Consider the following 24,345-nt stretch of genomic DNA (forward strand, 5'->3'; position numbering starts at 1 on the left):
CCTAGCCTAACTGAGTTAGTCTAGGATTTTATTTAATAATTAAAAAATAATGCTATAACTCAAGTAAGGGTTATATTTTAGAAGGGGAGAATAATCTTTGAAAAATATGAAAAGGTATTGGCCAATTATATTGGCAGGAATACTTGCAATTGTTATACAGGGTGTAGTGTATTACCAGTTAGAAATAGCTCCATTTGGAGAAAATACAATACTTACAACCGACTTGAAGGGACAGTACATTAGTTTTTTTTCTTATTTGAAAAATAGTCTTCAAGGAGAGGATAACTTATTATATTCAATGTCCAAAACTATGGGTGGGAACATGGTTGGATTAACGAGTTATTATTTGTTAAGTCCTTTAAATATTATTTTTTTATTTTTCAAACTGGAACATTTTCCAATCGCTATTACCTTACTTACACTCTTAAAAATAGGATTAATGTCCTCAAGCTTCACTTGGTTGATGAATAAAAACAAACTTCCTGCTTGGGGGCAAATTGTTCTAGGTATATCTTATGGACTGATGTCATATTCTGTTGTTTATCAGCAAAACATAATGTGGCTAGATACTCTGATTCTTTTACCTCTACTAATTTGGTCGCTTGATAAGCTAGTGAAGAGTGGTTCATGGATATTATACGCAATAACTTTAGGTTATATTATATTGCTCAATTATTATATGGGTTTTATGATTTGTATTTTTTCTAGCATATATTTTATATCAAGTTTAGTGGTTAATATATATGAAAAATCTAATCCAGATTCTAATTTATCGAATATAACAGTGTTTAGAAATTTTGTTATAGGTTCGGTAGTTGGTGGTGCGTTATCTATGGTTAGTTTGTTACCTAGTATCATGTCACTACAGGGCGGTAAGGCAGGATTTGCATTACGCGAATTTCTTAATACAAATCAATTATTTACATTAGGAGAATTTATCAGTAAATTTATTCCTGGAGCATATGTAACCTCAGATATTCAACATGGATTACCTAATATCTATGTTTTTTCAGGTATATTACTTTTATGTTTATTATTTTTCTTCAATAGGAATATAAATTTAGGCAATAAAATGCAATATTTTGTAATGTTATTACTGATATTCTTTTCATTAAAATACTCACTTCTTAATGTAATTTGGCATGGATTTAATGAACCTACATGGTTTCCATATCGTTTCTCATTTTTATTTACGACAATTTTATTGTTAATAGCGGCACAGCAAATTAAATATTGGAATATTGATAGGATTACTAGTTTATTGTCATTGTTCATTGTAATCATCTCTATTTATTATATTAATGCACAAAATTTCGAATACATCACTATAAAAAAGCTGGTGCTTATTCTTATTGTGCAAGTTATTTTATTTACCTTATTCTGGATGTTAGACAAAAATAAAGGTGGTATTTCCAGAAAAGTTATTCTAACGATAATTGTGTGTATAACAGGGATTGAAACGGGGCTGAATGCTTATATAACGCAAAGTAAGATTTCTTATCAACCTTATGAACCATATTCTAATGTTGTAAGCCAATATTCTACAATTATGGAAACTTTAAAGCCAAATGAAATGTCATTATATCGAATAGAGAAAAATCAGCACTATGATAATAATGATCCACTCTTATTGAATTATCCAGGTTTATCCCACTATTCATCTAATGAAACTTCAAATATCTTAAAATTTATGGAAAATTTAGGTTTTACACGTACTGCAAACTGGTCCAGGTATAGTTATGGTTCTACTTCTTTTGCTGATTCACTAATGGGCGTTAAATATATTGTAAGTAATATGCCATTATATAATCAAAATTTAAAGATCAATGATGTAGTTACCGTAAAAGAAAATAAAAAATACATCTATATGAATACCTCAGCTTTTCCTTTAGGTTTTACGATCCAACAAAATAAAAACTTAAATATTTCGGAAAATAACACAATGGCGTCTCAAAATAGACTTATTTCGGAGATATTTGATATAGATCATTATTATACACCTATTTCGAGTGATAAAATTCGAATGGAGTTTGAGAACGTAGAGCGTTTAAACACAGGATCTGAAGTGATTTTACAGAAAATAGATAGCAAAAAATCTGGTAAAATCCATATATATATTGAAAATCCGGATGGTCAAACGATAAATTACTATTTTGATGGAGAAAATAAGTATGGTGTTGATATATATCATGATAATGAGTTTAATAACACAAATTTACAAATAAAAAATCATACTGCGCATTCATTCGATTCTAATAAAGATGTTGCTAAGTTAACTTTAGAACTTAAAGGGGATTTAATACCTTTTGATAATAGTTATTTTTATTACAGTTCATATAATAGTTTGGTAAAAATGAATTCTTATGCGGAAAATAATAAGTTAGAATTGACTAAGGTTTCTCCTACAAAAATTGAAGGAAATCTTCCTAGTTCTTACGAAGGTAACAGTTTATTATTGACCATACCATACGATCCTGGATGGAAAGTTAAGGTAGATGGTAAAGAAGTAAGCACCTATGAGTACGCAGATGCTCTTTTAGGGATTGAGTTACCAAGTAACAGTAAACGAGTTTCATTAACTTTTATGCCGAAAGGTTTAATTATTGGCATACTAATATCTTCGTGTGCTTTAATTAGTATAATAATTTTGATTTTATACAAAAGAAAGTCTACATAAGAAAGAATAAGCTTTATATCTATTGTAGTTTAACTCAATTTTTAACACTTATTCCTTTAGAAAGGCAACTATTATGGAAAAGAGACAACAGAACTTTGAATTGCTTAGAATTATTGCGATGTTCATGATTGTAGTATCACATGTAATTACCCACTATATCATGAAAGCAGATATTGAAATAAGTAGCGTGAATAATTTCTTACTAAGCCTACTGCGAGCCGTCATATATGTTTGTGTAAATGTTTATATTATTATTACAGGATATTTTTCAGTTAATTCTAAACAGTTAAAAATAAAGAAAATAATGAATGCAGCTTTGTTACCAGGATTTATTTCGGCGATTTTGCTTATGGTATTAATGGTATTTGGGGTTATTGATTTTGATATCTGGCGGATAGTAGGCAAATTATTTGCTACTTTTAGAGGTGAATACTGGTTTATTTCAACTTATTTTGCCCTATGCTTATTTATTCCTTTTTTAAATAAAATAATTCACACGTTAAGTCAAAAAGAGTTTCAACAATTTCTCTTTTTACTTACGTCAGTTGGTATTATATGGCCATTCTTTGTAGATAGTAAGGAGTTTGTAGCCTTTAATTCAGGTTTTTCCTTAATATTCTTTTTCTTTTTATACTTTGTCGGTGCTTACATTCGTTTATATGGCGCTTTCTTCAAAGACTTTACACGCAATCAATATTTAATAGGTTATTTGATGCTTGCTTTAGTGACAGGTATATTACAATTTGCTTTACCAGAGATAGATTTTTTAAATTATAATGGTCCATTTGAGTTCACAATGTCTTATTTTATCTTTATGTATATCAAAAATGTAAAAGTTAACTCTGTTAAAATAAACACAATTGCTACCTATACTTTAAGTGTATATTTGGTGCATGAGCAAGCAGAAATACGTGAATTTATTTGGAATTTGCCATTTATTCACCAAATTATACAGTGGTCGCCATTTACATTTATACCAGCTATCATCTTTGTGGCAGTAATTGTATTCACAGTATCATGGATTATCGGCTATACGCTAACCAACTTATATAACAAGGTTGAACAGTTTGTGTTTTATGTATTAGAGACTAGAGCGGGCAATCCGACAATTGAATAGATGAATAAATAAAGAAAAATGTGCGCTGGCTATCAACCAATGCACATTTTTTTAGTTTTGTAATATTCTATTATAGATATCGATATAGTCTTGATGAATATCATCCCATTGGAATTTTTTGGATTCTTTTAATGCATTTTTAGAAATTTCTGGATAGTACTTTTTGATGTAGTCGACAGCGTCTTTAAAGGCAGCAACATCAAATCGATCTACCGAAACACCAACTCTTTTATTGGGGAAGAAACCATCAAACCCTTCGCCTTTTGTGTAAATTACTGGTAAAGCTTGGCTCATCGCTTCAACATACACCAATCCAAAGGTTTCTGGAGAAGACAGCAGGGCAAAGATATCTGCCGTTCGGTAAAAAGCAATTAATTGATTTTTATCCATTGGCTCGTGGTAATTCACGTATGGTTTTTTAATTAATTCATCAAAAATACCCTGGTCCCAATTAGGACCGATAATATGTAATTCAGCTGGCGCTACATCCTGGTTATAGGTAGCAACATAATCTGCTAAAGTAAGTAAGTTTTTAGCCTTTTGAACTTTTGCGGTCGCAACAATTTTTAAAGGCTCATTTAAAGTCCCTTGGCGATTTTCAAAGGCATGTTCATGCCAGAATTGATCGATACCGTTTGGCATGACCAGAGTTTTTGCTAGTAATTCTTTTTTTAGCTTTTTGGGAATATATTTTTCAAAGGTATTCTCAAAATTATTTTGTGAGATAAAAATAATTTGACTAGCATTTTTCAAAATATTCAAACCAATGGGTCTTAACCAAAAAGCTTTTTTGAAGAAGTCAGCAACTTCATTGCTTCTAACGGCTACGACATAGGGTGTACCATATTCTTTGTGAATTTGGTAGGCCATATATCCGTTAGTAAATAATGAATGGGCGTGAATTAAGTCGTATTCGCCCGTTTTATAGCGGCTTTTTAAATCTTGATAGATTTTGTTTTGCTTATAGAAGTAAAAAAATCGCTCGATTTGGTTAAAGACACGAACAGTCTCTGCATAGGGTGCTTTAGAAGCAATCCGTTCTTCAGGATACTGGTTTGAAATAGGGACGTATACATTAATATCATGTCCGTCAGCTACTTGACGATCAAATAATTGCTGAAACAAGGGTGATGTTGAATAGTAAGAACAAGTATGTAAGATTTTCATGGGTAAAACTCCTCAATTTATGTTATACCTAGTATACCAAAAGGCTATTTAATTTTTTTTTAAATATTGGGTAAGTATAGGTATGATATAATTTATTTCAGAGTATTAACGACAAGTGTTACAATGGAAGTATGTAAAAAATTAAATATATACATTCGCAGGAGGCAATTTGAATGAAAATAACGGTAGTGGGAGCAGGATACGTAGGATTGGCGAATGCCATTTTACTAGCACAAAACAATGAGGTAGTAGCGTTAGAAGTGAACCCAACAATTGTAGACATGTTAAATAATAAACAAGCACATATCGCTGATAAAGAAATTGAGCAATACTTAGCAACAAAACCTTTAAACTTACGAGCAACTTCTGATAAAGACGATGCTTATAAAGATACTGATTTTGTCATTGTTGCAACACCAACTAATTACGATGAAACAACAAATTCATTTGATACATCAACAGTTGAAGGTGTAATTGACGATGTCTTATTACAAGATACTAAAGCGCCAATTATTATTAAATCTACAATTCCAGTTGGCTTTACCCAAGAAATGCGTCAAGCTAAAGGTACAGACCGTATCCTATTCTCGCCAGAGTTCTTACGTGAAGGACAAGCCTTATACGATAACTTAAATCCTTCTCGTATTATTGTTGGGGACCACACTGATCAAGCAAAACAATTTGCTAACTTATTAGCTGAAGGTGCCGAAAAAGAAGATATCGATGTCTTGTTTATGGAACCAACAGAAGCTGAAGCCGTAAAATTGTTTGCAAATACATATTTAGCGATGCGTGTAGCCTTCTTCAATGAATTAGATACTTATGCACAAATGAAAGGCTTAAATAGCCAATCTATTATTGATGGTATTTCACTAGACCCACGTATTGGTACACACTACAACAACCCTTCATTTGGGTATGGTGGATACTGCTTACCGAAAGATACGAAACAATTGCGTGCGAACTTTGAAGGTGTACCAAATAACATTATTTCAGCTATCGTTGAAGCAAATAAAACGCGCAAACACTTTATTGCGGATGCAGTTGCTGAAAGATCACCTGAAACAGTTGGTATTTTCCGTCTAACAATGAAATCATCATCTGACAACTTCCGTGAATCAGCTGTCCTAGACATCATGCGTCAACTTGAAGCGAAGGGTCTAGAAGTCATTATCTATGAACCAACTTGGAAAGAAGCAACATACGATAATTATCAAGTAGTTGCTGACTTAGCTGACTTTAAAGATAAAGCGGACGTTATCATTACAAATAGAATGACTGATGAATTAGCTGATGTTCCGAACAAAGTATTTACACGGGACGTTTACCACAACAACTAATTTTTAAATGGATAGATTAAACAATGTATCTAGAGTTTTCTAGATACATTATTTTTTATCCGTTTATACTTTTTAAATGTATAGTATAATAGTTAAGATTCTGAAAATGAGCGTTAATAGAACTCAGGGAGGAGTATCAGATGCAAGAAGCGAAAAATAAAAAACAATTACGCATTTTACATGTGATGAGTGGCTTTGGTGGAGGCATCTCCTCGTTTATTTTAAATAAAGCCAAGCAAATGCCTAAGTATAATGTGACCTTTGATGTGGCCACCTATGATGAATGTAGCGAAGAATTTGAACAAGCTATTCAAGCGACTGGCGGTCGGATTTTCCGTCTGGTTAATCCAAAAAAATATGGATTCAAAGCCTTTAAATCTTCTTTTTCAAAACCATTTGAACAGGAGACCTATGATTTAGTTCACTGTCATATTGAAGGCTATCGTGCAATTCCCTATTACCGTATAGCAAAAAAATATGGCGTTAAACAGTTCTATATTCATGCCCATCTAGTGAATGATTATAAAATCAAAAATAAGAAAGACCAATTTGTTCATGGTTTTAATCAAAAACTAAACACCCGGATTTCTACTGATATTGTTGGTTGTGGTCGCTTAGCCATTAAATCCGTATTTGGTCCAAAGACCAATTTAGATACTTCTATGGTTATTCCAAATTCTATTGATTTGAAGGAGTATGCGAATCCGGATAATGTCTATGCACAACATAGAGAAGCGGGGCGCAAGCGATATAACCTTGATGAAAATACCCTTGTAATAGGCCATGTTGGGCGTTTAATGCCTGTGAAAAATCACGATAAAACATTTGAAATTGCAAAAGCCATTCAAGAAAATAATCTTAATGCAAAGATTCTAATTATCGGGTCAGGCAACTTAGAAGAAGAATTGAAGGCGAAAGCAGCAGACTTGGATATTCTCGATACCGTTATTTTTACTGGTAGAATCAGTCCAATTTCTGAATTCTATCCAGCTTTAGATGTTTTACTGCTACCGTCCTTTACTGAAGGCTTGCCAACGACTGTTGTCGAAGTGCAAGGCGCAGGTGTGCCAACAGTGATGTCAGATATAATTACTTCTGAAGTTGACTTAGACTTGGGTATGGTTGCTACTTGTAGCTTAGACGATGATGGACAGGTATGGCTTGAGTCATTACAACAAATGGCCAATTCATCAGTTCCATCAGTAGAAAAACGGTTAGCTGCTTTGGAGAATAATTATTTTTCAAATGAGGCATCAGCGAAACTGTATGTAGATTTCTTTGTGGAGAAAATCGATGACTTTAAACTTTAAAATTCATTATCGTGCTTTAAATAGTCAGGAGGCGATTAAACCTTGCTAGCATATCTTATTATTTTGGTATCTAGTGTTTTCCTTGGGTCCAATTTAATTGCCGTTACTTTACCAGTAGGTCAGATTTCAATATATCGGATATTTTCGCTATTAGTGATTCCAATGGTCATCTTTTTCTTAGTTAAAGATAGAAAAGCTTTTAAAATCCACCGTAATTCCTATGCTACCGGAATGGTAGCTGTTTATCTACTTTGGTGGGTATGGGCCTTATGCTCGGTCCTTTGGGCGATGAGCCTAGGGTCTTGGCTTCAAGCGATGGTCTTGTTGACTTTAGGGATATCCAGTATCGTTGGTATCTTTTTATGGACTAGAGATTATGTCCAATGGCGGACTTTAATCAAAGCAGTATGGATCATGATGACCTTTTTAAGTATTTGGGGATTATTTGAAATCACCACAAATATTTATTTACTTGCCGATCTGGGTAAATTGGACAAATATTCGACCTTCGTGACGCAACCGTGGACGAGGATACCAATCACTTATCTTGCCAACCAAAATGACTATGCAACAATATTATTAGCGACATTACCAATTAACTTAATTCTTATGAATACAACGAAGGATAGTTTGAAGAAATTATTAACGCTTTTATGTATGCTTTTATCAACGTTTTTAATTTTCCAATCCGGCTCACGGATGAGTTTACTAATGGCACTGACCTTTTACGGTATATATGTCTTATTAGGCGTTCGTTGGGATTTCACAAGAAAGCAAGTGTTAACTACCGGAAGTATTGTCTTAACACTAGCTATACTCGCTTTTGCTTTCGTCCCGCCAATTAGAGGGATGGTTACTGACTTAATTTATATTTTACCTAGACCGGTAATTTCTGGAGATGTGGGTAGGATGAATATGTGGCGAAATGGGTTAATGTACTTAGGTAAGACTTTCGGTCTTGGTGTAGGTGCTGGTAATATAGAAGTGTGGATGGAGATATTTGGACCATTACCAACCAATAATATCTTTAATATTCACAATTGGTGGTTAGAAATCCTCGTGGGCTATGGCGCCTTCATATTTATCGCCTATGTCTTAGGATACGCCTTGATGATATATCGTCTATTCAATTTGAAAAAATTTGTCAATAGAATGCACCAGAAGATTATGAATGCATTCATTTCATTTTTACTTGTTTTTATTGGTGCAAGTATTACAAGTGCTAATAATATGTTAATTGAATGGCATTGGGTATTCTTCGGATTAATTATTGCCTACATTGGTATTATGGAAGCACAAGTTTTTGGAAAGAAAAAGAGGGTAGAATAAATGAGTTTATTAACAATAATTGCTGAACTATGGCGATTTTTCATCAATAACATCATCAAAATTATAATCGGCGCAATCATTGTCATGGGATTGACCTTAGGTGCTCGGATGCTTTTAACCAATTACATTGAAAACTCTGCAATTGGTGAAGCAACTTCTGAAACATCTGCGAATGCAGAATTAACACCAGAAGAAATCGAAGCATCATATAACCATTTAGCAACGGTATATGAACAAGAGCCAGCAGAATTCTCTTTTGTGGGCATCAATCCAGAAGGGTTAATTTTAGGTAATTCATTTATTTTAGATGAATTATTATCTCGTCCAGATATTGTGGCTGAGTTAGAAGAGATTTCTGGTGTCGATATTACCACTACGCTAGAAGCACAAGAAAATGTTGGACTAGAAAAATCACGCGACTTCCGTGGAGGACTTGCAGCCGTTCGAAATACCTCTACGGATGAAATCACTATGCGTGTCTTAGTGGGGCAAACTGCAGAAGAAAACTTAGCTGTGGCAGAAGCTATCTATCAATATATTGTTGATGGCAATGTACCAATTTATGAAAATTACGACATTACTTTCTTATCTACACCAGATATCGGTGAAGATTTAATTGTTGAAGAAAATATGATGATTCCAACACCTGAGACATTATCAGGGCTTCAACCACAAGAAACTGGTGGCTCATTACTCATCTATGCTGTTTTAGGTGGGGTTCTAGGTGTGATTTTATCAACAGTCGTATTATTTGTCTTACATTTCTTCAGTAAGAAAATTACCTATGCGTATGATTACATTTGGGATTTTGATGACTACCAATGGTTAGTAGATAGCAAAAAGGTTAATACAGAAAATTTAAATAACTGGTTAATGATTCCAGCTGATAAAAGTAGAGTTGCCTTAGCGCAAACGACAGATAATGAAATTGTCCAAGCTTTCTCAAACACACAGCTACCAGTTAGCAATCAATTAAATGTTGAAGATCAAGCGCCTGAAGAAGTGATTATCTTTGTTGAATCAGGTACTACTGATAAAGATTGGTATCAAAATCAATTTGAATTGAGTAAGTTGTATGAATCAAGAGTGAAGATTATTCACTTGAAATAGGAGGCAAAGCAGATGACTTTCCAATCCAATTTAATCTCAATAGTAACACCGGTCTATAATGCTGAACGATTCATTGGTGAAACGATTAAAGGTGTTCAAGCCCAAGAGTATGCTAATTGGGAGATGTTACTAGTGAATGATCAATCGTCAGATAACAGCCTGGAAATTATCGAACAGTTTGCAGCAGAAGATAGCCGAATTAAACTGATTAATTTAGCCGAAAATAGTGGTGCCGCTGTAGCTCGAAACACTGGTATTGAAGCGGCCCAAGGTCAATATATTGCCTTCGTCGATTCAGATGATGTGTGGGATAAGGATAAATTAATCAGACAAATCACATTCATGAAAAAAGGTGACATCGCTTTTTCTTACACGGACTTTCGTCTTGTTGATGAAACGGGTCAAGTGCTGAAAGAAAAAGCCAATGTACCCATTTCCTTGGACTATACTGGTTTATTGAAAAATACGGCTATTGCTTGTTCAACAGTGATGATTGATCGAAATATCATTGGTGATTTCCGGATGCCTCTTGTACGAAAAGGTCAAGATACTGCAACTTGGTTACAGATCATGCGGGAAACGGGCATTTCAGCCTTTGGTATTACTCAACCTTTAAATTCTTATCGACAAGTTGCAGGGTCAATTTCAAGTGACAGAGTAGGTGCCTTAAAACGTACTTGGAATACCTATTACAATTTAGAAAAATTACCACTACCAAAAGCAAGTTACTATTTCGCTTCCTATGTTGTCAATGCGATATTAAGAAGATTATAATGATGAATGTAAGTGGCCTATCCACTTACATTATCTGGTCTCGTAGCTCAGGGGATAGAGCACTCGTTTCCTAAACGAGGTGTCGGAAGTTCGAATCTTCTCGGGACCGTTAACAAAATTAAAGCAGAAATATTGTGAGGATAAAAATGAAGACTTTAAAGAACATTTTAAGCGTTGCAATGTCTAATATTGTCGGTTTCGGGACTAGCTTTATCGTTGGTTTCATCTTGCCGGGGATCTTGACTGTCGCGCAATACGGGTCTTATAGGCAATATACCTTGTACCTGAGTTTTACCTACCTTTTCCATTTAGGATTTGCGGATGGAATTTATATTAAGTATGGTGGTAAGGAATTAAATGACTTAGATCAAAATGTTATCAGAGATGAACATAATTTTGCCAACTTTTTCCAATTTATTATGTTTATAGGGATGTTTCTGATTTCTTTAATCACAAAAGATCCGGTACTGATTCTATTTTCTATCGTTACTTTCTTTTCTAATGTGACAACGTATCAATCAAATTTTTTACAAGCAGTTGGTCAATTTAAAACATTTACCGTAGCATCAATGTTCCGGTCAGTATCTTATATCGCACTGTTGTTGATCGGAATTTTTATTTTTAAATCGGAAGACTACGTATTCTATATCATATTAAATGTATTGTCTTATGTGTTAATGTACATCTATTATGAATTCCGATTTGTTAAGCAATTAGGTTTTAATCCCGCCTTTACTGTAAAAGATAAATTTGAAATTTTTAGAGTCGGATTTTTAATCTTGTTAGCAAATATGTCGTTAACTTTTGTTGGGAATATTGGTTCGTGGATTGCTAACTGGGGATTCCCAATTGAAGAATTCGCACAATATTCGTTCCAAAACTCAGTGTTAAACGTTATTATTCTAATCGTTAACGCTGTGGCTCTAGTTTTTTATAATTTAATATCAAAGACGGATTCACCTCGAGTTGCTAATGTAATCAAACAATTGACGCTATTACTAGGTATTTTTGGTGGATTAGGATTCTTTGTATTTAAGTGGATTATTGAGTATTTCTTACCTAACTATGTTGCTTCAATCGAGTTATTATCCATTACCTTTGTATCGATTCCATATATTATGATTTCAAAAATCGTTGTGGCCAATCTATACAAGGCTAAACGAAGTGAGCGAAAATATATCCGCGACTCAATTTTATATGCGGTATTGGCCTTTGCTTTTGTAGCCATCGTATTCTTTATCACTAAATCATTATCTGGTATTGCATGGGCGACAACCTTATGTTATTTCTTGTGGTACATTTATGCTTCACGGCGTGAGTTTACGGCTATGAAGGGTGATACCAACGAGTGGTTGTTGATCATAAGTCATGTACTAGTATTTTACTTTACGGCGAATGTATTAAATACTTACATTGGATTCTTTGCATATGCCATTTTCTTAGCTATTATTTTGGTTATGAAGCGAGTAGAGTTACAAGATATTTTCCAACAAATTGTAAAGATGGAAGATTAGAAAAGATATTTTCGTAGTTTATTTTGGGGGAGAAAAGGAATATATGAAAATAAAAAAAATAAATAAGCAGATAATTTTTAAAGAATTTTTTGTGATTTTATTATTGATAAGTGCATCAATTTTGATGCATTTTTTCTTTATTAACAATCAATGGCACGATAATTTATTAATGGCTGGGCCGAATGACCAGACGCAACAAATGTTAATTTTCAAAGATTTCTTATATAAAGAATTTACTAAAGGTAATTTTTTCTACAGTTTTAACTACAGTGGAGGTGGAAACTTTCTAACCAAATTAAGTTACTATTATACAACTTCTATATTTTATTATATGACGGTATTGGTAACTTGGATATTGGAAAAATGTCAGATAATTAGCACTCCAGATATTGTATACTGGGGAGAAATCTCCTTATTTCTTTCGGTTATCAAATCTAGCTTAATTGCATATTTCGCAAGTATAAGCATCTCGAAATTTAAAGTACGCAGATCCGTGTCTATCTTTGCAGCTACATTCTATGCATTTGCTCCTATTTATTTCAGACATGCTGTTCTCTGGGATTTTTTTACAGATGCCATGTTATGGTTGCCGATTATCTTGTTAGGAGTAGAATGGATTTTTGAAGGCAAAAAGGGTTGGTTATTTAGTTTAGGTGTAGCTTTGACCTTATTTAATAACGGATACTTTGCCTTTGCAAATTTATTGTTATGTGGTTGCTATGCTATTATGCGATTGTTCATACCATTAAATAAAGATGAAATAGCCTGGGATAAAAAATTAAAGAAAATAATAATATATGGGATGCTTGGAGTAGGTATTTCATCTATAGGTTTTATAGTATTTGTTAAAGGATTTCTCGATAACAGTAGAAGTAGTGTAGATGTAATCGCACCACTTTGGGATAAAGAGAATTTTTCATTTGAAAGGATATTAATTTCAGACCCCATACAAGTTGTTTCTTTTATATATTTACTCGTAATTTTTAATGTTAAAAATTATCGATCAAAAATATTTCAATTTTTTAGTTGTTTCACGACAATATTAATTATCATTCGTTATAGCCCTAAAGTGGCTAGTATTTTCAACGGATTAAGTACACCACAATATCGGTGGCACTACATAACTTATTTATTTATTGCTATTACAATTGGCATTGGTATTGAACAATTATTGAAACATAAATCTCTAAAATCAAGTATCTTGGCTTCGGGGCTTACATTATTGATTTATTACAGTACTTTAAAATCTATGGATAATAGTTATAACATTAATAGAAAATATTTTATGATGCTTATAGGTATTGCGATGCTATTCTATGTAGTTCTTGGATATACAAAAGAAGCTAGAACACAATTCATAGCTTTGGTAGCATTATTCTTATTCACAATACCGTTCATCAATCAGTTTAATTTACGACTATTTGAACAATATAATATGGAAGCAGTCACTAAAGATTATTTATTTGATACATTTGAAAATCCAAACACGAATATATCACAAGCTATTAACTTTATTGAGAATGATGCAAATAGCTTTTATCGTATAGAATATGCGGGCATGGCTAATTTAGGCATAGCATATGAGCAAAGTACCTTTAATAATTATTCGAGCTTTCAAAATAAATATGAACAGGATTTTATAGATTTTTTCGGTTTAACTAATATTAAGGATAGCAGTGTTTCTATCGATGGATTGGGTGCTAGACAGATAACAAATAGTTTATTTCAAATTGATTACGTTATCGCTAAAGAAGATGAGCAATATATTGTACCTGCTGGATATGAGAAAATTAAAAGTTTTGGTGAATTATCCGTTTATAAAAATAAATATCCTTTTGCTTTTATACATCCAGTAAAAAATCAATATCAAATAACTAATAATACATCCCTTGACTTCAAGGATTTACAATTAATTGATGGCGTATATACTACTTCTAGTAAAAATCAGCCGCTATCTATAGACCTAAAAAATGACCTAAATTTTAGTATAGAAAAGAATAATTTCTATCACGATAATTATATTTCAAAATCGGATGAAGGTATCAAATTAGTTGCTAACATCGATGCAGGTCAATCCTATGATGAGCTTATAATTGATTATACGTTAAAAGCTGATACAGATTATTATACTGGTAACTATAACTATTTAATTAATGGCATGGAACTTCAAATGAAATCACCAAAGGATAAATATGCTCTGCAACAATTTCATCACCAAGTAACTATCCCATTTAATGACCAAATTTTATTTGATTTTGCTGGTGGTAGCGGCTACGATTTTGAAATCAATCATATTTATGGACTATCATATGATCAGTTGGAAGCAAGAAGTAATGAAGATAAAAAATTAGATTACAATTTGGAACTAGCACAAGATAAATTAGAGATTAACTTTGATAACAGTGATGGTTATACCTATTTAGTATTACCAATATTCTATGAAGACGGTTGGCAATTAGAGATCAATAATGAAAAAATCACAATAGAAAATGTTAACAATGGTATGATAGGATTTAAAATACCAAAAGGTCAATTAAATATCAAAATGAAGTTTGTACAACCATATTTATATAGTTCAATAGTTGTGAGTCTAGTGTCTCTATTGATCTTAATTTTGCTAGACAGCAAAATATTCAGTAAGTTGTTTAAAATCACTAGTCAAAAGGTCAACTAAAAGGAGGAGTCAGAGATATATGTTATCAGTAATTGTACCGTGTTATAATGAAGAAGAATCTATTCATCTTTTCTACAAAGAAATGGAAAAGGTAAAGCAATTGATGGATCAAGATATTGAATATATTTTTGTGAATGATGGTTCATCGGATAATTCTTTAAATGAAATGAGAAAGCTAGCCAAAGAGAATGATCAAGTGCGCTATATTTCGCTTTCAAGAAATTTCGGTAAAGAAGCAGGGATTTATGCAGGTTTAAAACAAGCTAAAGGGGACTTTGTTACTTTAATGGATGTAGACTTGCAAGATCCACCTGAATTACTGCCAGTAATGCTTGATAAACTATACCAAGATCCAACCCTTGATTGTGTTGGAACGAGAAGAGTAGACCGCGGTGGGGAACCGCCTATCCGTAGCTTTTTTGCTAAAAAATTTTATTCCCTCATGAATAAAATTAGTGATACGGAATTTGTAGATGGGGCACGTGATTATCGGTTAATGACCAGACAGATGGTGAATGCTATTCTTGAGTTGACAGAGTACAACCGCTTTTCAAAGGGATTATTTTCGTGGGTAGGATTTAATACTATCTATCTTGAATTTGAAAATAGAGAAAGAGTCGCTGGTAATACTACTTGGTCTTTCTGGAGCTTGTTTAAATATTCAGTAGAAGGAATCATCAATTTTTCTGAAGTACCTTTGTCAATTGCTTCATATTCTGGAGCCTTGATGTTCGTCATTTCTATTATTGCAGGATTGATCATAATATTACGCGCTTTAATATTCGGAGATCCAACTGCGGGGTGGCCTTCTCTAGTAGTGATTATCTTGTTTATCGGCGGTATTCAGTTATTGTGTCTCGGTATCATCGGAAAATACATTAGCAAAATTTTCCTAGAAACTAAAAATAGACCCATATTTATTATTAAAGAAACTGAAGCAGATTTAAGAGAAGAGTGGAACGAGGATTAATGATGGCATTTATAGATAAGTTGAAGAAACAGTTATTTAATCAAGAATTTGTTATCTATGTAGTTTTTGGCGTATTAACAACATTAGTCAATATTGTGTCATTCTTTCTAATGAGACAAGTATCAAGTCTTTTTGTTTCTAATACAGTGGCTTGGATTTTATCTATTATATTTGCTTATATTACCAATAAGATTTGGGTGTTTAAAGCAAGAGAATGGTCAATACGTATAATTCTTAAAGAATTTGCCAGCTTTGTCACTTTCCGTTTATTATCTTTTTTGATTGACATGTTGTTAATGTTTTTATTAACCTACCTAAGTATAGGAGAAGGTTGGGCAAAACTTGTAACACAAATTGTGGTCGTCTTGTTGAATTATATTTTTAGTAAAGTATTTATATTCAAATAAATTATGATGTTAATCACTAAAAAATCGCTACCAATGTACTTAGTTTTCTAGGTACTTGGTAGCGATTTTATTGTTTATACTAATTATTTGCTTCTTCTAAACTGTCGACTTGGCCCTCTAAGGCTTCGATACGAGATTCCATCTCTTGGATTTGAAGATTGATTTCTTTAGAACTATCGATTGTTGGCGCCACATCTTCATTAGGGTTCATTACCATAATTAACCAAATTAAAAGAAAAATAATGGCCACGGCAAGGGTGATATATAACCAGTTTAACTTGGGCGACCCTTTGTCTAGATATTCCAGGGTTTCCTCAACTTTTTGTCGGTCCATGTTCTTTAAACGATTATATAGTTCATTCAAGTCGTTTTCGTTATTTTTTTGATCGCGTGACATGGTCAACCTCCTTTAACTTGTGTGTAAAAGTAATTAATGACTAGGTGATTAGAAAGCCCATTCTCCTTGACGGAAGATAGGGAATACGTTACCATCTGCGTCAATACCATCGACATCCATTTCAGCTGATCCAATCATGAAATCAACGTGAACATGGCTACGGTTGACACCAGCTGCCTGTAATTCTTCTTCTGACATGTCAGTTCCACCTTTAACATTAGTTGGGTAAGCAGCACCGATTGCCAAGTGGTTTGAAGCATTCTCATCAAATAGGGTATTGTAGAATGTTAGGTTACTTTGAGAAATTGGTGATTTATGAGGCACTAGGGCAACTTCACCTAAACCTTGTGCACCATCATTGTTGAAGACTAAATCTTTCATGATTTGCTCACCTTTATCAGCTGTAACGTCTACAATTTTACCGTCTGCAAAGGTTACTTTGATGCCTTCAATCGTAGAACCCGCGTAAGATAGTGGTTTTGTTGAAGTCACATAGCCATCCATCACGTTTGTATCTGGTGCTGTGAAGACTTCTTCAGTTGGCATATTAGCGATAAATGGTGAACCTTCAGGGTTAAAGCTTTGAGCAGATACCCAGATGTGACCTTCAGGTAAACCCAATGTTAAATCTGTACCAGGTGCAGTGTAGTGTAATTTTTTGAATTGTTTATCGTTTAATTTTTGTGCTTTTTCGTCTAACAAGTCACGGTGGTTGTTCCAAGCTTCTACTGGATCAGCTTCGTATACACGACTAGCTTTGAAAATGGCATCCCATAATGCATCTGTTGCTGCTTGTTTATCTTCAGCTAATTCAGGGAAAACGTGTTTCGCCCAGCCGTAGTCAGCAGCTGCTGCAACTGTCCATTTAACTTGATCATTCATTGTCGCAGTACGGACAACTTTTAATTTTTGACCGTGGTTGGTTTGTACTGTGTCAATCTTACTTGGATCAATACCGTTTAATAAATCTGGGTCACCAGATACGATTGAAAGGCGTGACACTTTTTGATTTAAAATTAAATCTTCTTGGCGGGCTACAGTATAGTCTGCAACTTCGGCTAAATCTTCTGTAGTTTGGTATTCGAAGTCTAAGCGATTAGTGTAATCATCTTTCCAAGTGAAGTGTACACGACGAGCTCCGTTTTCATAAGCATGTTTTGCTAAGAAGTGGGCTAGAGGGGCTTGGTCGACAGCAATGTAAATCATTACATTGTCACCTTTTTGTACATTAATGCCTTTTTCGATTAATAGGTTTGCATATTTGTCTAATAATTGGTCAAAATTTTTCATATAGATTAAATCCTCCTAATACTTATTGTTGTTTTTGATAGGTATTTACACATTGCTGAGCAAGTTGTTCAATTAGAGGGATATCCTCATCTTCAGGATACAACTCAATCTTCACAGCTTCACCAGCTTGGGTTGCACCGGTTTTTTTGAATTGTAAGGTAAAATCATCAACGGATTTACAGAACTCTTCGTAATCATACTCACCAGACCCTAATGTTGCAAATATTTTTCCTGTTAGATCTACATCCGCCAATTCTTCATAAAGATCCACTATTTCATCTGGTAGATCTGCTGCAGCCCCATAAGTATAAGTAACGACAACGCAGATATCTTCTTCTAGAAAATCAGTCGCATATACAGATTGGCATTCTACCATACGTGCATCTACGCCCAAATTAACTAAGGATGTGGTCATAATATTTGCTATTTCTTCATCATTTCCAGTTAAAGAAGCAAAGGTAACTAGTGCCTTTGGCAATATGGTTCGCTCCTTTCAATTATAATTTTCATTCCCAATTAAATTATAGCAAAAAAAGCACTCTTTGACGATATAGAGTGCTTTCATTTAATATATAGGCAATTGTCTAAGCCAATCGATAGCTATCAATGTTTTCAAATGCTACTTGAGTCTCTTCAGGTAGTTGAATTTTTAAATAGTTAAAGATAATTTCAAATAATACACGAGCATCGTTAAAGCGGTTTTCTGAAATCAACCGTACGATATCACCTAAGTACATCATAAATGGATACATATCCAAAATGAAATCAGTAGGTTCATCCGACTGGTATCTTTCTAAAATAGCTGTCATGACAGTCCGAGAGCATTCTAATGCTTCTTTGACTAAAAAGTCGTGGTTACCAATATCCAATATTGTCTTCAATATGGCTTCGCTAGTAGTTAAGAAATCGTCGAAGTTTTTTTCATCGTAAGCTTTTCTAACTGCTATCACTTTTTCTTCTAAGAGGGTCTTGTATTCTTCACCTTTTACTTTTTGTTTAATCATTTGGTCTAACATTCTGTAGCTAATGATTAGTTCATAACGTAAACGATGGGCAACAAAGTCAATTTTTGGTGGGTTTTCGGCTACAAAGAATCCACGATATGGAATCATGTCTACATAACCTTCATCCGCTAGCGTACTTAAAGAAGCACGAATCGGACTACGACTAATGTCTAAATCTTCAGAGATAAATGCTTCAACAATATGGAATCCTGTTTTCCAGTTTTCGCTAAGTATTTGATCTTTTATGTGTAAGTAGGCAACTTGTTCTAGTTTCTGTGTTTTTCCCATGCCATTCACCTCGCTCAGGTCATTGGTTGATACGTTTCATATTTGCCTGTTAAAAATATGCAAAAACGTTTTATTACTAACTTAATCATACCAGTTTAATAGGGGAAAAGCCAAATATTATCATTAAAAGTTATAAAAAACTAAAACGGTTACATGGTAGAATGGGTTATTGATTAATTTTATTCCGTTTGATTTTAGGGTATAATGAATGTGAATATAAAGGAAGGACGAGAGTGAATGATAACATTAAAATCTGCCCGTGAAATAGAAGGCATGAAAAAAGCAGGAGCTTTACTAGCTAGTATCCATGAACAATTGCGTCCAATGATGGTTCCTGGTGTAACCACAATGGAAATAGAAGCCTTTTTCGATAAGAAAATTACTGAAGCAGGTGGTATTCGGGAACAAGTAGGCTTTGAAGGTTATGAATATGTAACTTGTATATCTATTAATGATGAAATTTGTCATGGCTTTCCATTTCCTGATCGCGCATTAAAAGATGGGGACATTGTTAGTGTAGATACTGTCTTATCATTAGATGGATACTTTGCCGACTCTTGCTGGACTTATGGTATCGGTGAAGTGGACGAAGAAGGTCAGCGTTTAATGGATGTTACTAAGAAAGCATTAGCATTAGGTATTGAACAGGCACGTGTAGGTAACCGTATTGGAGATATCGGTGCGGCAATTCAAGCATATGTCGAAGGGGAAGGTTTCTCTGTGGTGCGTGAGTTCGTGGGTCATGGTATTCAACCAACAATGCATGAAGGACCATCTGTACCACATTACGGCGTAGCAGGTAAAGGACAACGTTTACGCGCTGGGATGACGATTACCATTGAACCAATGGTGAATACTGGTAAATGGCAATCCAAAATGGATGCCAATGGATGGACTGCGCGTACAATTGACGGCGGGCGTTCAGCACAGTATGAGCATACTTTAGCCATTACTGAAGATGGGCCGATTATTTTAACGCAACAAAAAGATTAATCACAATAACGGAACCATTAAGGGCTGTCATGCAAACTTAATGGTTTTTTGCCATAAATAATTATTAAGATTATTTAAATTGAAATGAAGTTAATTTTCATTATGCTATAATGTAAATTGGTAAAGATTGCTTAAGTTTCACAAGATAAACCAGATATTTTTAGCAAAGAGAACCCAGCAATTTTCCTAATAATTCTCCAGAGGAGCGCTTATGACAAAGCAAGATAATCAAAACAATCAGGGCACTAGCCGGCGCAATAATAGAAAAGAGAAATCATTCAATTTAAAAGCTCTAAGATCTTCAAAATGGTTACCTAAAGAAAAGAAGACCTATTGGATTTTAGGCGTCGCGGCTTTGGTAGTCGTTATATGTGCGGTTGCCTTTAAAGTATATGCTGATATTTCTGGATTCGGTTCTGATATTTATGAAGATGTGAATTCAAAGCAACTTCGTGATGCGGATACCCAATTAAAAAATGGCGAACCGATTACTATTTTACTAACAGGCCTTGATAGTGGGGCACTTTATTATGAAGATGTTGAGGAGACACGGACGGATGTAATGATGGTCTTCACCATTAATCCAAAGACCAACGAATCAACTGTCGTTTCTATTCCAAGGGATGCCTTAGGGGTCCAAAGTGATAGGGATGAATTTGATAAATTAAACCACGCTTATATGAATTATGATGGGATTGAAGGGACAATCAACTCTCTACAGCGCTATTTAGATATGCCAATTGATTATTATGTGAATGTCAATATGCAAGGGTTTATGGATGTGATTGATGCCCTTGGGGGTGTGGATATTACACCAACTTTAACTTTTACTCAAAACGAGGTTTCTTTTACAGAAGGCGAAACACGTACCTTATCTGGTTTAGAAGCCATACAATACGTACGGATGCGTAAATCGGATCCTGAAGGCGACATTGGCCGTGAAAAACGACAACAACAATTAATCGAAGAGGTAGTAGATAAGGTCATTTCACTTGGGACCATTACCAATTACAATGACATCTTAGATGCCGTAGGTGACGATATCAAAACAAATATTACAGTGGATAATATGTTTGCCTTACAAGCCAATTACCTGCCAGCTTTGGATAATTTAAATAAATTAGTCTTTGATGACTATGTTGACCTAAACCTTGATTTTGGTTACTATATGTTAATTCCAGAGCTAGAACGTTTAGAAATTGTATCCATCATGCAAGACAATTTAGACTATGAAGCAACTAACTCAGCTATTGTTTACCCTGTAGAGTATGGGGTTGAATCAACCTACTTCCCAGTGTCTGACTTGAATTGGGACGGCGTCTTAACAGATGACGAAATGGCCATTGAGGCAGGGGTATATTCAAGGGAAGACTTGAACGAACTAGTCAAATACATATTTGGTTATTCAATTAATGACTACTTAGAATCAACAGGGAACACAGCCTTAATCGATGAAAATGAAAATCAAACAATTCCAACTACTTTAGATGATGAATTGCTAGAACATATTACTGCTGGCTTTGACCCAAGTGGCACTGTGACTGAGGATACAAGTACTGAGTTAGATACTTACAGTGACACAGCTACGGAAAAAGACACGGGAACATATTACGATTCATCTACTTATTCAGAAACATCAGATTATACAGATACCTATAGCGACACTTATAGTAATGAAGCGGCGGCGACATCAGAATCAACGACAGTACCTGAAGAAAGCGTGCCAGAAACGGGTCAACAAGCACCTGCCACGTCAGAAGCGCCGGTTACATCTGAAGAACCTGTGACCGATATGCCTGTTGAAGAAAGTACCGTTACAGAATAAATCATATAATACTAAACAGCATAAAATTTGTAAAAGTTTTTATATCTATCTTTGAGGAGGAGGGATTATATGGCAAATAGAGAAAGTCGCCATCGTAGAAGTCAAGGGGAAGCGTATCATGAGGAGCGTCCTCGTAAGAAACGTCGTGGCTTATTGGGTTGTTTTGGTTGGGTTTTGTTAGCCTTTTTAATTATTGGGGGTGGGATTCTTGCATACTCATACTACCGAATTGACCAAACAGGAGACGCGATTTATCAACCTGCGGACGCCGATGGTGCGGAACCGGTAGAAGAAGTCCGTGAAAAAGAAGTGACTGTTTCGGATAAAGAGCCAATTTCTATTTTACTCATGGGGATGGACTCAGGGGGGACGAGAACGACTGGTGAACAAAATACTGACGTCATGATTCTTGTGACCATTAACCCGAATACACAAACTGCTAAAATGGTATCCATTCCACGTGATACTTATGTTTCAAGTATTGATTTCAAGATTAACGGTGCTTATGCTATGGCCGGTGGGGCATCTGGTTCAATCAATGCAGTTCAAAACCTATTGAACGTGCCGGTTGACTACTATGCCTTAGTGAATATGACGGGCATGATGAACATCATCGATGCAATTGGTGGGGTATCCTTATACAATGATTTCAGTTTCTCTCAAGATGAATATACCTTCCCAGAAGGTCAAATCACCTTGGAAACAGGTGCTGAAGCCCTAGCATACGTTCGTAACCGTTACGATGATCCAGATGGTGACTATGGTCGCGCTGACCGTCAACGTCAAGTTTTATTAGCCATCTTAGATAAGTATTCTGATGTATCAAATATTGGGTCTCTAGGTAGCTTGTTTGACACAGTACAAGCCAATGTGGTTACTGACTTAACTGTTTCAGATATGACCCAATTAGCTTTGAACTACCGAGTTGACTCTGAAAATGTTGAATCTACTACTTTAGTAGGTACGGGCGATATGTCGACAGGTATTTACTACAATATCCTATCTGAATCGCAAATTTCAGAAACCTCTACAGAACTTAGAGAACATTTAGAATTAGAATAGTTGAATATCTGTACAATGGGAGTCGTGTGTAGTGCGCGGCTTCTTTTTTTGGAAAAATTCTGTTTAGCTGGCATGAATAACGTATAATAAAGGTAATAGTGCTACATGAGGGGGAATTATAAATGATTGGTGTAATTGGTAGTATTTCAACAGACTTCGTGGTGACGACAAACCGTGTGCCAAAGCAAGGTGAAACGGTTTATGGTCAAGCTTTTGAAACAACTTTTGGTGGTAAAGGAGCCAACCAAGCGGTAGCAGCAGCAAGACTAGGTGGACAGGTGCAAATGTTTGGTTGCGTTGGTAGCGACCAATTTGGACTAGAAACTAAGGCCAATTTAGCGCGAAATGGTGTGGATGTGACAGCTATTAGAACAATTGAAAATACGACAACAGGTTCAGCTCATATTACCGTTTTTGAAGGGGATAATGCCATCGTTTATGTGCCTGGTGCTAACCAAGAAGTGACCGTTGACTACTTGAAATCAGTGGAAGCGGACTTGTTAGCTTGTACCTATTTCGTGATTCAAAATGAAATCCCTATGCCATCTATTCAGTATTTAATCGATTTGGCAGACGCGCATGACATTAAGGTGACTTATGATCCAGCCCCTTTTATTGAAATTGACAAAGGCTATTTAGAAAAAGTGGACTATTTATTGCCAAATGAAACAGAAGCCAAAGAGATGTTTGGTGATTTGGATACGGATGTATTATTGGGGCAATACCCAGCCCAGTTATTGATTACAATGGGTGGTGACGGGGTGCGTTACCATGATGGAGAAGTGGCTGTCCATGTGCCAGCGATTAAAGGGAATGTAGTCGATACAACAGGTGCTGGCGACACCTTCTCAGGTGCTTTTACCGTGGCCTTATCTAAAGGTAATAGCTTAGCTGACGCCATTCAATTTGCCTCAATTGCAGGTTCTTTATCAGTTCAAAAATTTGGGGCCCAAGGTGGGATGCCAACGATTGATGCCTTAAAAGCGCATGAAAAATTTAATGATAGCTGGCAAGTATAAAGGTAGATTTTTTTGCAAGGGGGAGACTAGTGAAAAGCTAGTTTCTTTTTTGTTTAAATAAAAATTCTGTGAGATTAA

20 protein-coding genes and 1 tRNA gene are annotated in these 24,345 nt (G+C 34.7%); 16 read left to right on the plus strand and 5 right to left on the minus strand.

Going from position 1 to position 24,345, the window contains the following annotated elements; all coding sequences use genetic code 11:
• Positions 1 to 106 precede the first annotated feature (106 nt).
• Positions 107 to 2,677 (plus strand): YfhO family protein, encoded by a 2,571-nt coding sequence (locus A6J77_RS06010; RefSeq protein WP_227645191.1) that lies wholly within the window; start codon positions 107 to 109, stop codon positions 2,675 to 2,677.
• 73 nt (positions 2,678 to 2,750) lie between these two features.
• Positions 2,751 to 3,794 carry an acyltransferase gene (locus tag A6J77_RS06015; protein WP_083069053.1) on the plus strand — a complete coding sequence of 348 codons (1,044 nt, stop codon included), beginning with the start codon at positions 2,751 to 2,753 and terminating at the stop codon, positions 3,792 to 3,794.
• A 51-nt stretch (positions 3,795 to 3,845) separates the two neighbouring features.
• Here A6J77_RS06015 and A6J77_RS06020 read toward each other — a convergent pair whose 3' ends face one another.
• Entirely contained in the window at positions 3,846 to 4,961 is a 1,116-nt protein-coding gene (locus A6J77_RS06020; RefSeq protein WP_083069055.1) for a glycosyltransferase family 4 protein, read from the minus strand.
• Between the two features lie 173 nt (positions 4,962 to 5,134).
• Here A6J77_RS06020 and A6J77_RS06025 point away from each other — a divergent pair, with 173 nt between their 5' ends.
• The 10 genes from A6J77_RS06025 to A6J77_RS06070 all read left to right on the plus strand — a co-directional run bounded on the left by A6J77_RS06025 (position 5,135) and on the right by A6J77_RS06070 (position 16,389).
• Positions 5,135 to 6,301, plus strand: coding sequence for a nucleotide sugar dehydrogenase (locus tag A6J77_RS06025; RefSeq protein ID WP_083069056.1), 1,167 nt, complete (start codon positions 5,135 to 5,137; stop codon positions 6,299 to 6,301).
• A 140-nt stretch (positions 6,302 to 6,441) separates the two neighbouring features.
• Entirely contained in the window at positions 6,442 to 7,611 is a 1,170-nt protein-coding gene (locus A6J77_RS06030) for a glycosyltransferase (protein ID WP_083069057.1), read from the plus strand.
• 42 nt (positions 7,612 to 7,653) lie between these two features.
• A complete protein-coding gene (locus A6J77_RS06035; protein ID WP_083069059.1) occupies positions 7,654 to 8,940 on the plus strand; it encodes an O-antigen ligase family protein in 1,287 nt (428 codons plus the stop codon).
• A complete protein-coding gene (locus tag A6J77_RS06040) occupies positions 8,941 to 10,050 on the plus strand; it encodes a hypothetical protein (protein ID WP_083069060.1) in 1,110 nt (369 codons plus the stop codon). It abuts the gene before it with no gap.
• A 12-nt stretch (positions 10,051 to 10,062) separates the two neighbouring features.
• Complete coding sequence (locus A6J77_RS06045; protein WP_083069062.1) at positions 10,063 to 10,824, plus strand: glycosyltransferase family 2 protein; 762 nt, start codon at positions 10,063 to 10,065, stop codon at positions 10,822 to 10,824.
• A 36-nt stretch (positions 10,825 to 10,860) separates the two neighbouring features.
• Positions 10,861 to 10,933, plus strand: a tRNA-Arg gene (locus A6J77_RS06050).
• A 37-nt stretch (positions 10,934 to 10,970) separates the two neighbouring features.
• A complete protein-coding gene (locus tag A6J77_RS06055) occupies positions 10,971 to 12,338 on the plus strand; it encodes an oligosaccharide flippase family protein (RefSeq protein WP_083069064.1) in 1,368 nt (455 codons plus the stop codon).
• A 43-nt stretch (positions 12,339 to 12,381) separates the two neighbouring features.
• Entirely contained in the window at positions 12,382 to 15,012 is a 2,631-nt protein-coding gene (locus tag A6J77_RS06060; RefSeq protein WP_102950025.1) for a YfhO family protein, read from the plus strand.
• Positions 15,013 to 15,031: 19 nt separating this feature from the next.
• A complete protein-coding gene (locus tag A6J77_RS06065) occupies positions 15,032 to 15,982 on the plus strand; it encodes a glycosyltransferase family 2 protein (protein WP_083069067.1) in 951 nt (316 codons plus the stop codon).
• 2 nt (positions 15,983 to 15,984) lie between these two features.
• The gene (locus tag A6J77_RS06070; protein WP_227645133.1) at positions 15,985 to 16,389 is read left to right on the plus strand and encodes a GtrA family protein; all 405 of its coding nucleotides are present in this window, start codon (positions 15,985 to 15,987) and stop codon (positions 16,387 to 16,389) included.
• A 79-nt stretch (positions 16,390 to 16,468) separates the two neighbouring features.
• Here A6J77_RS06070 and A6J77_RS06075 read toward each other — a convergent pair whose 3' ends face one another.
• The 4 genes from A6J77_RS06075 to A6J77_RS06090 form a co-directional block, all read right to left on the minus strand.
• The gene (locus A6J77_RS06075) at positions 16,469 to 16,786 is read right to left on the minus strand and encodes a hypothetical protein (RefSeq protein WP_083069071.1); all 318 of its coding nucleotides are present in this window, start codon (positions 16,784 to 16,786) and stop codon (positions 16,469 to 16,471) included.
• Positions 16,787 to 16,834: 48 nt separating this feature from the next.
• Positions 16,835 to 18,082: an aminopeptidase gene (locus A6J77_RS06080; RefSeq protein ID WP_227645192.1), complete on the minus strand. Its 1,248-nt coding sequence runs from the start codon at positions 18,080 to 18,082 to the stop codon at positions 16,835 to 16,837.
• A gap of 16 nt (positions 18,083 to 18,098) precedes the next feature.
• Positions 18,099 to 18,554 (minus strand): flavodoxin, encoded by a 456-nt coding sequence (locus A6J77_RS06085; RefSeq protein WP_083069075.1) that lies wholly within the window; start codon positions 18,552 to 18,554, stop codon positions 18,099 to 18,101.
• A 106-nt stretch (positions 18,555 to 18,660) separates the two neighbouring features.
• On the minus strand, positions 18,661 to 19,368 hold the full coding sequence (locus A6J77_RS06090) for a GntR family transcriptional regulator (protein ID WP_083069076.1): 708 nt from the start codon (positions 19,366 to 19,368) through the stop codon (positions 18,661 to 18,663).
• 237 nt (positions 19,369 to 19,605) lie between these two features.
• Between A6J77_RS06090 and map the strand changes: the two genes are divergently transcribed.
• From map to rbsK, 4 genes are all read left to right on the plus strand, one after another.
• On the plus strand, positions 19,606 to 20,361 hold the full coding sequence (gene map / locus A6J77_RS06095) for a type I methionyl aminopeptidase (RefSeq protein ID WP_083069078.1): 756 nt from the start codon (positions 19,606 to 19,608) through the stop codon (positions 20,359 to 20,361).
• A 211-nt stretch (positions 20,362 to 20,572) separates the two neighbouring features.
• On the plus strand, positions 20,573 to 22,186 hold the full coding sequence (locus A6J77_RS06100) for an LCP family protein (protein WP_083069080.1): 1,614 nt from the start codon (positions 20,573 to 20,575) through the stop codon (positions 22,184 to 22,186).
• A 69-nt stretch (positions 22,187 to 22,255) separates the two neighbouring features.
• Positions 22,256 to 23,248 (plus strand): LCP family protein, encoded by a 993-nt coding sequence (locus tag A6J77_RS06105; RefSeq protein WP_083069082.1) that lies wholly within the window; start codon positions 22,256 to 22,258, stop codon positions 23,246 to 23,248.
• Between the two features lie 122 nt (positions 23,249 to 23,370).
• Positions 23,371 to 24,267 (plus strand): ribokinase, encoded by an 897-nt coding sequence (gene rbsK / locus A6J77_RS06110; protein ID WP_083069083.1) that lies wholly within the window; start codon positions 23,371 to 23,373, stop codon positions 24,265 to 24,267.
• The last annotated feature ends 78 nt before the right edge of the window (positions 24,268 to 24,345 follow it).

This window comes from Aerococcus viridans, from assembly GCF_002083135.2.
Lineage (GTDB): Bacteria > Bacillota > Bacilli > Lactobacillales > Aerococcaceae > Aerococcus > Aerococcus viridans_C.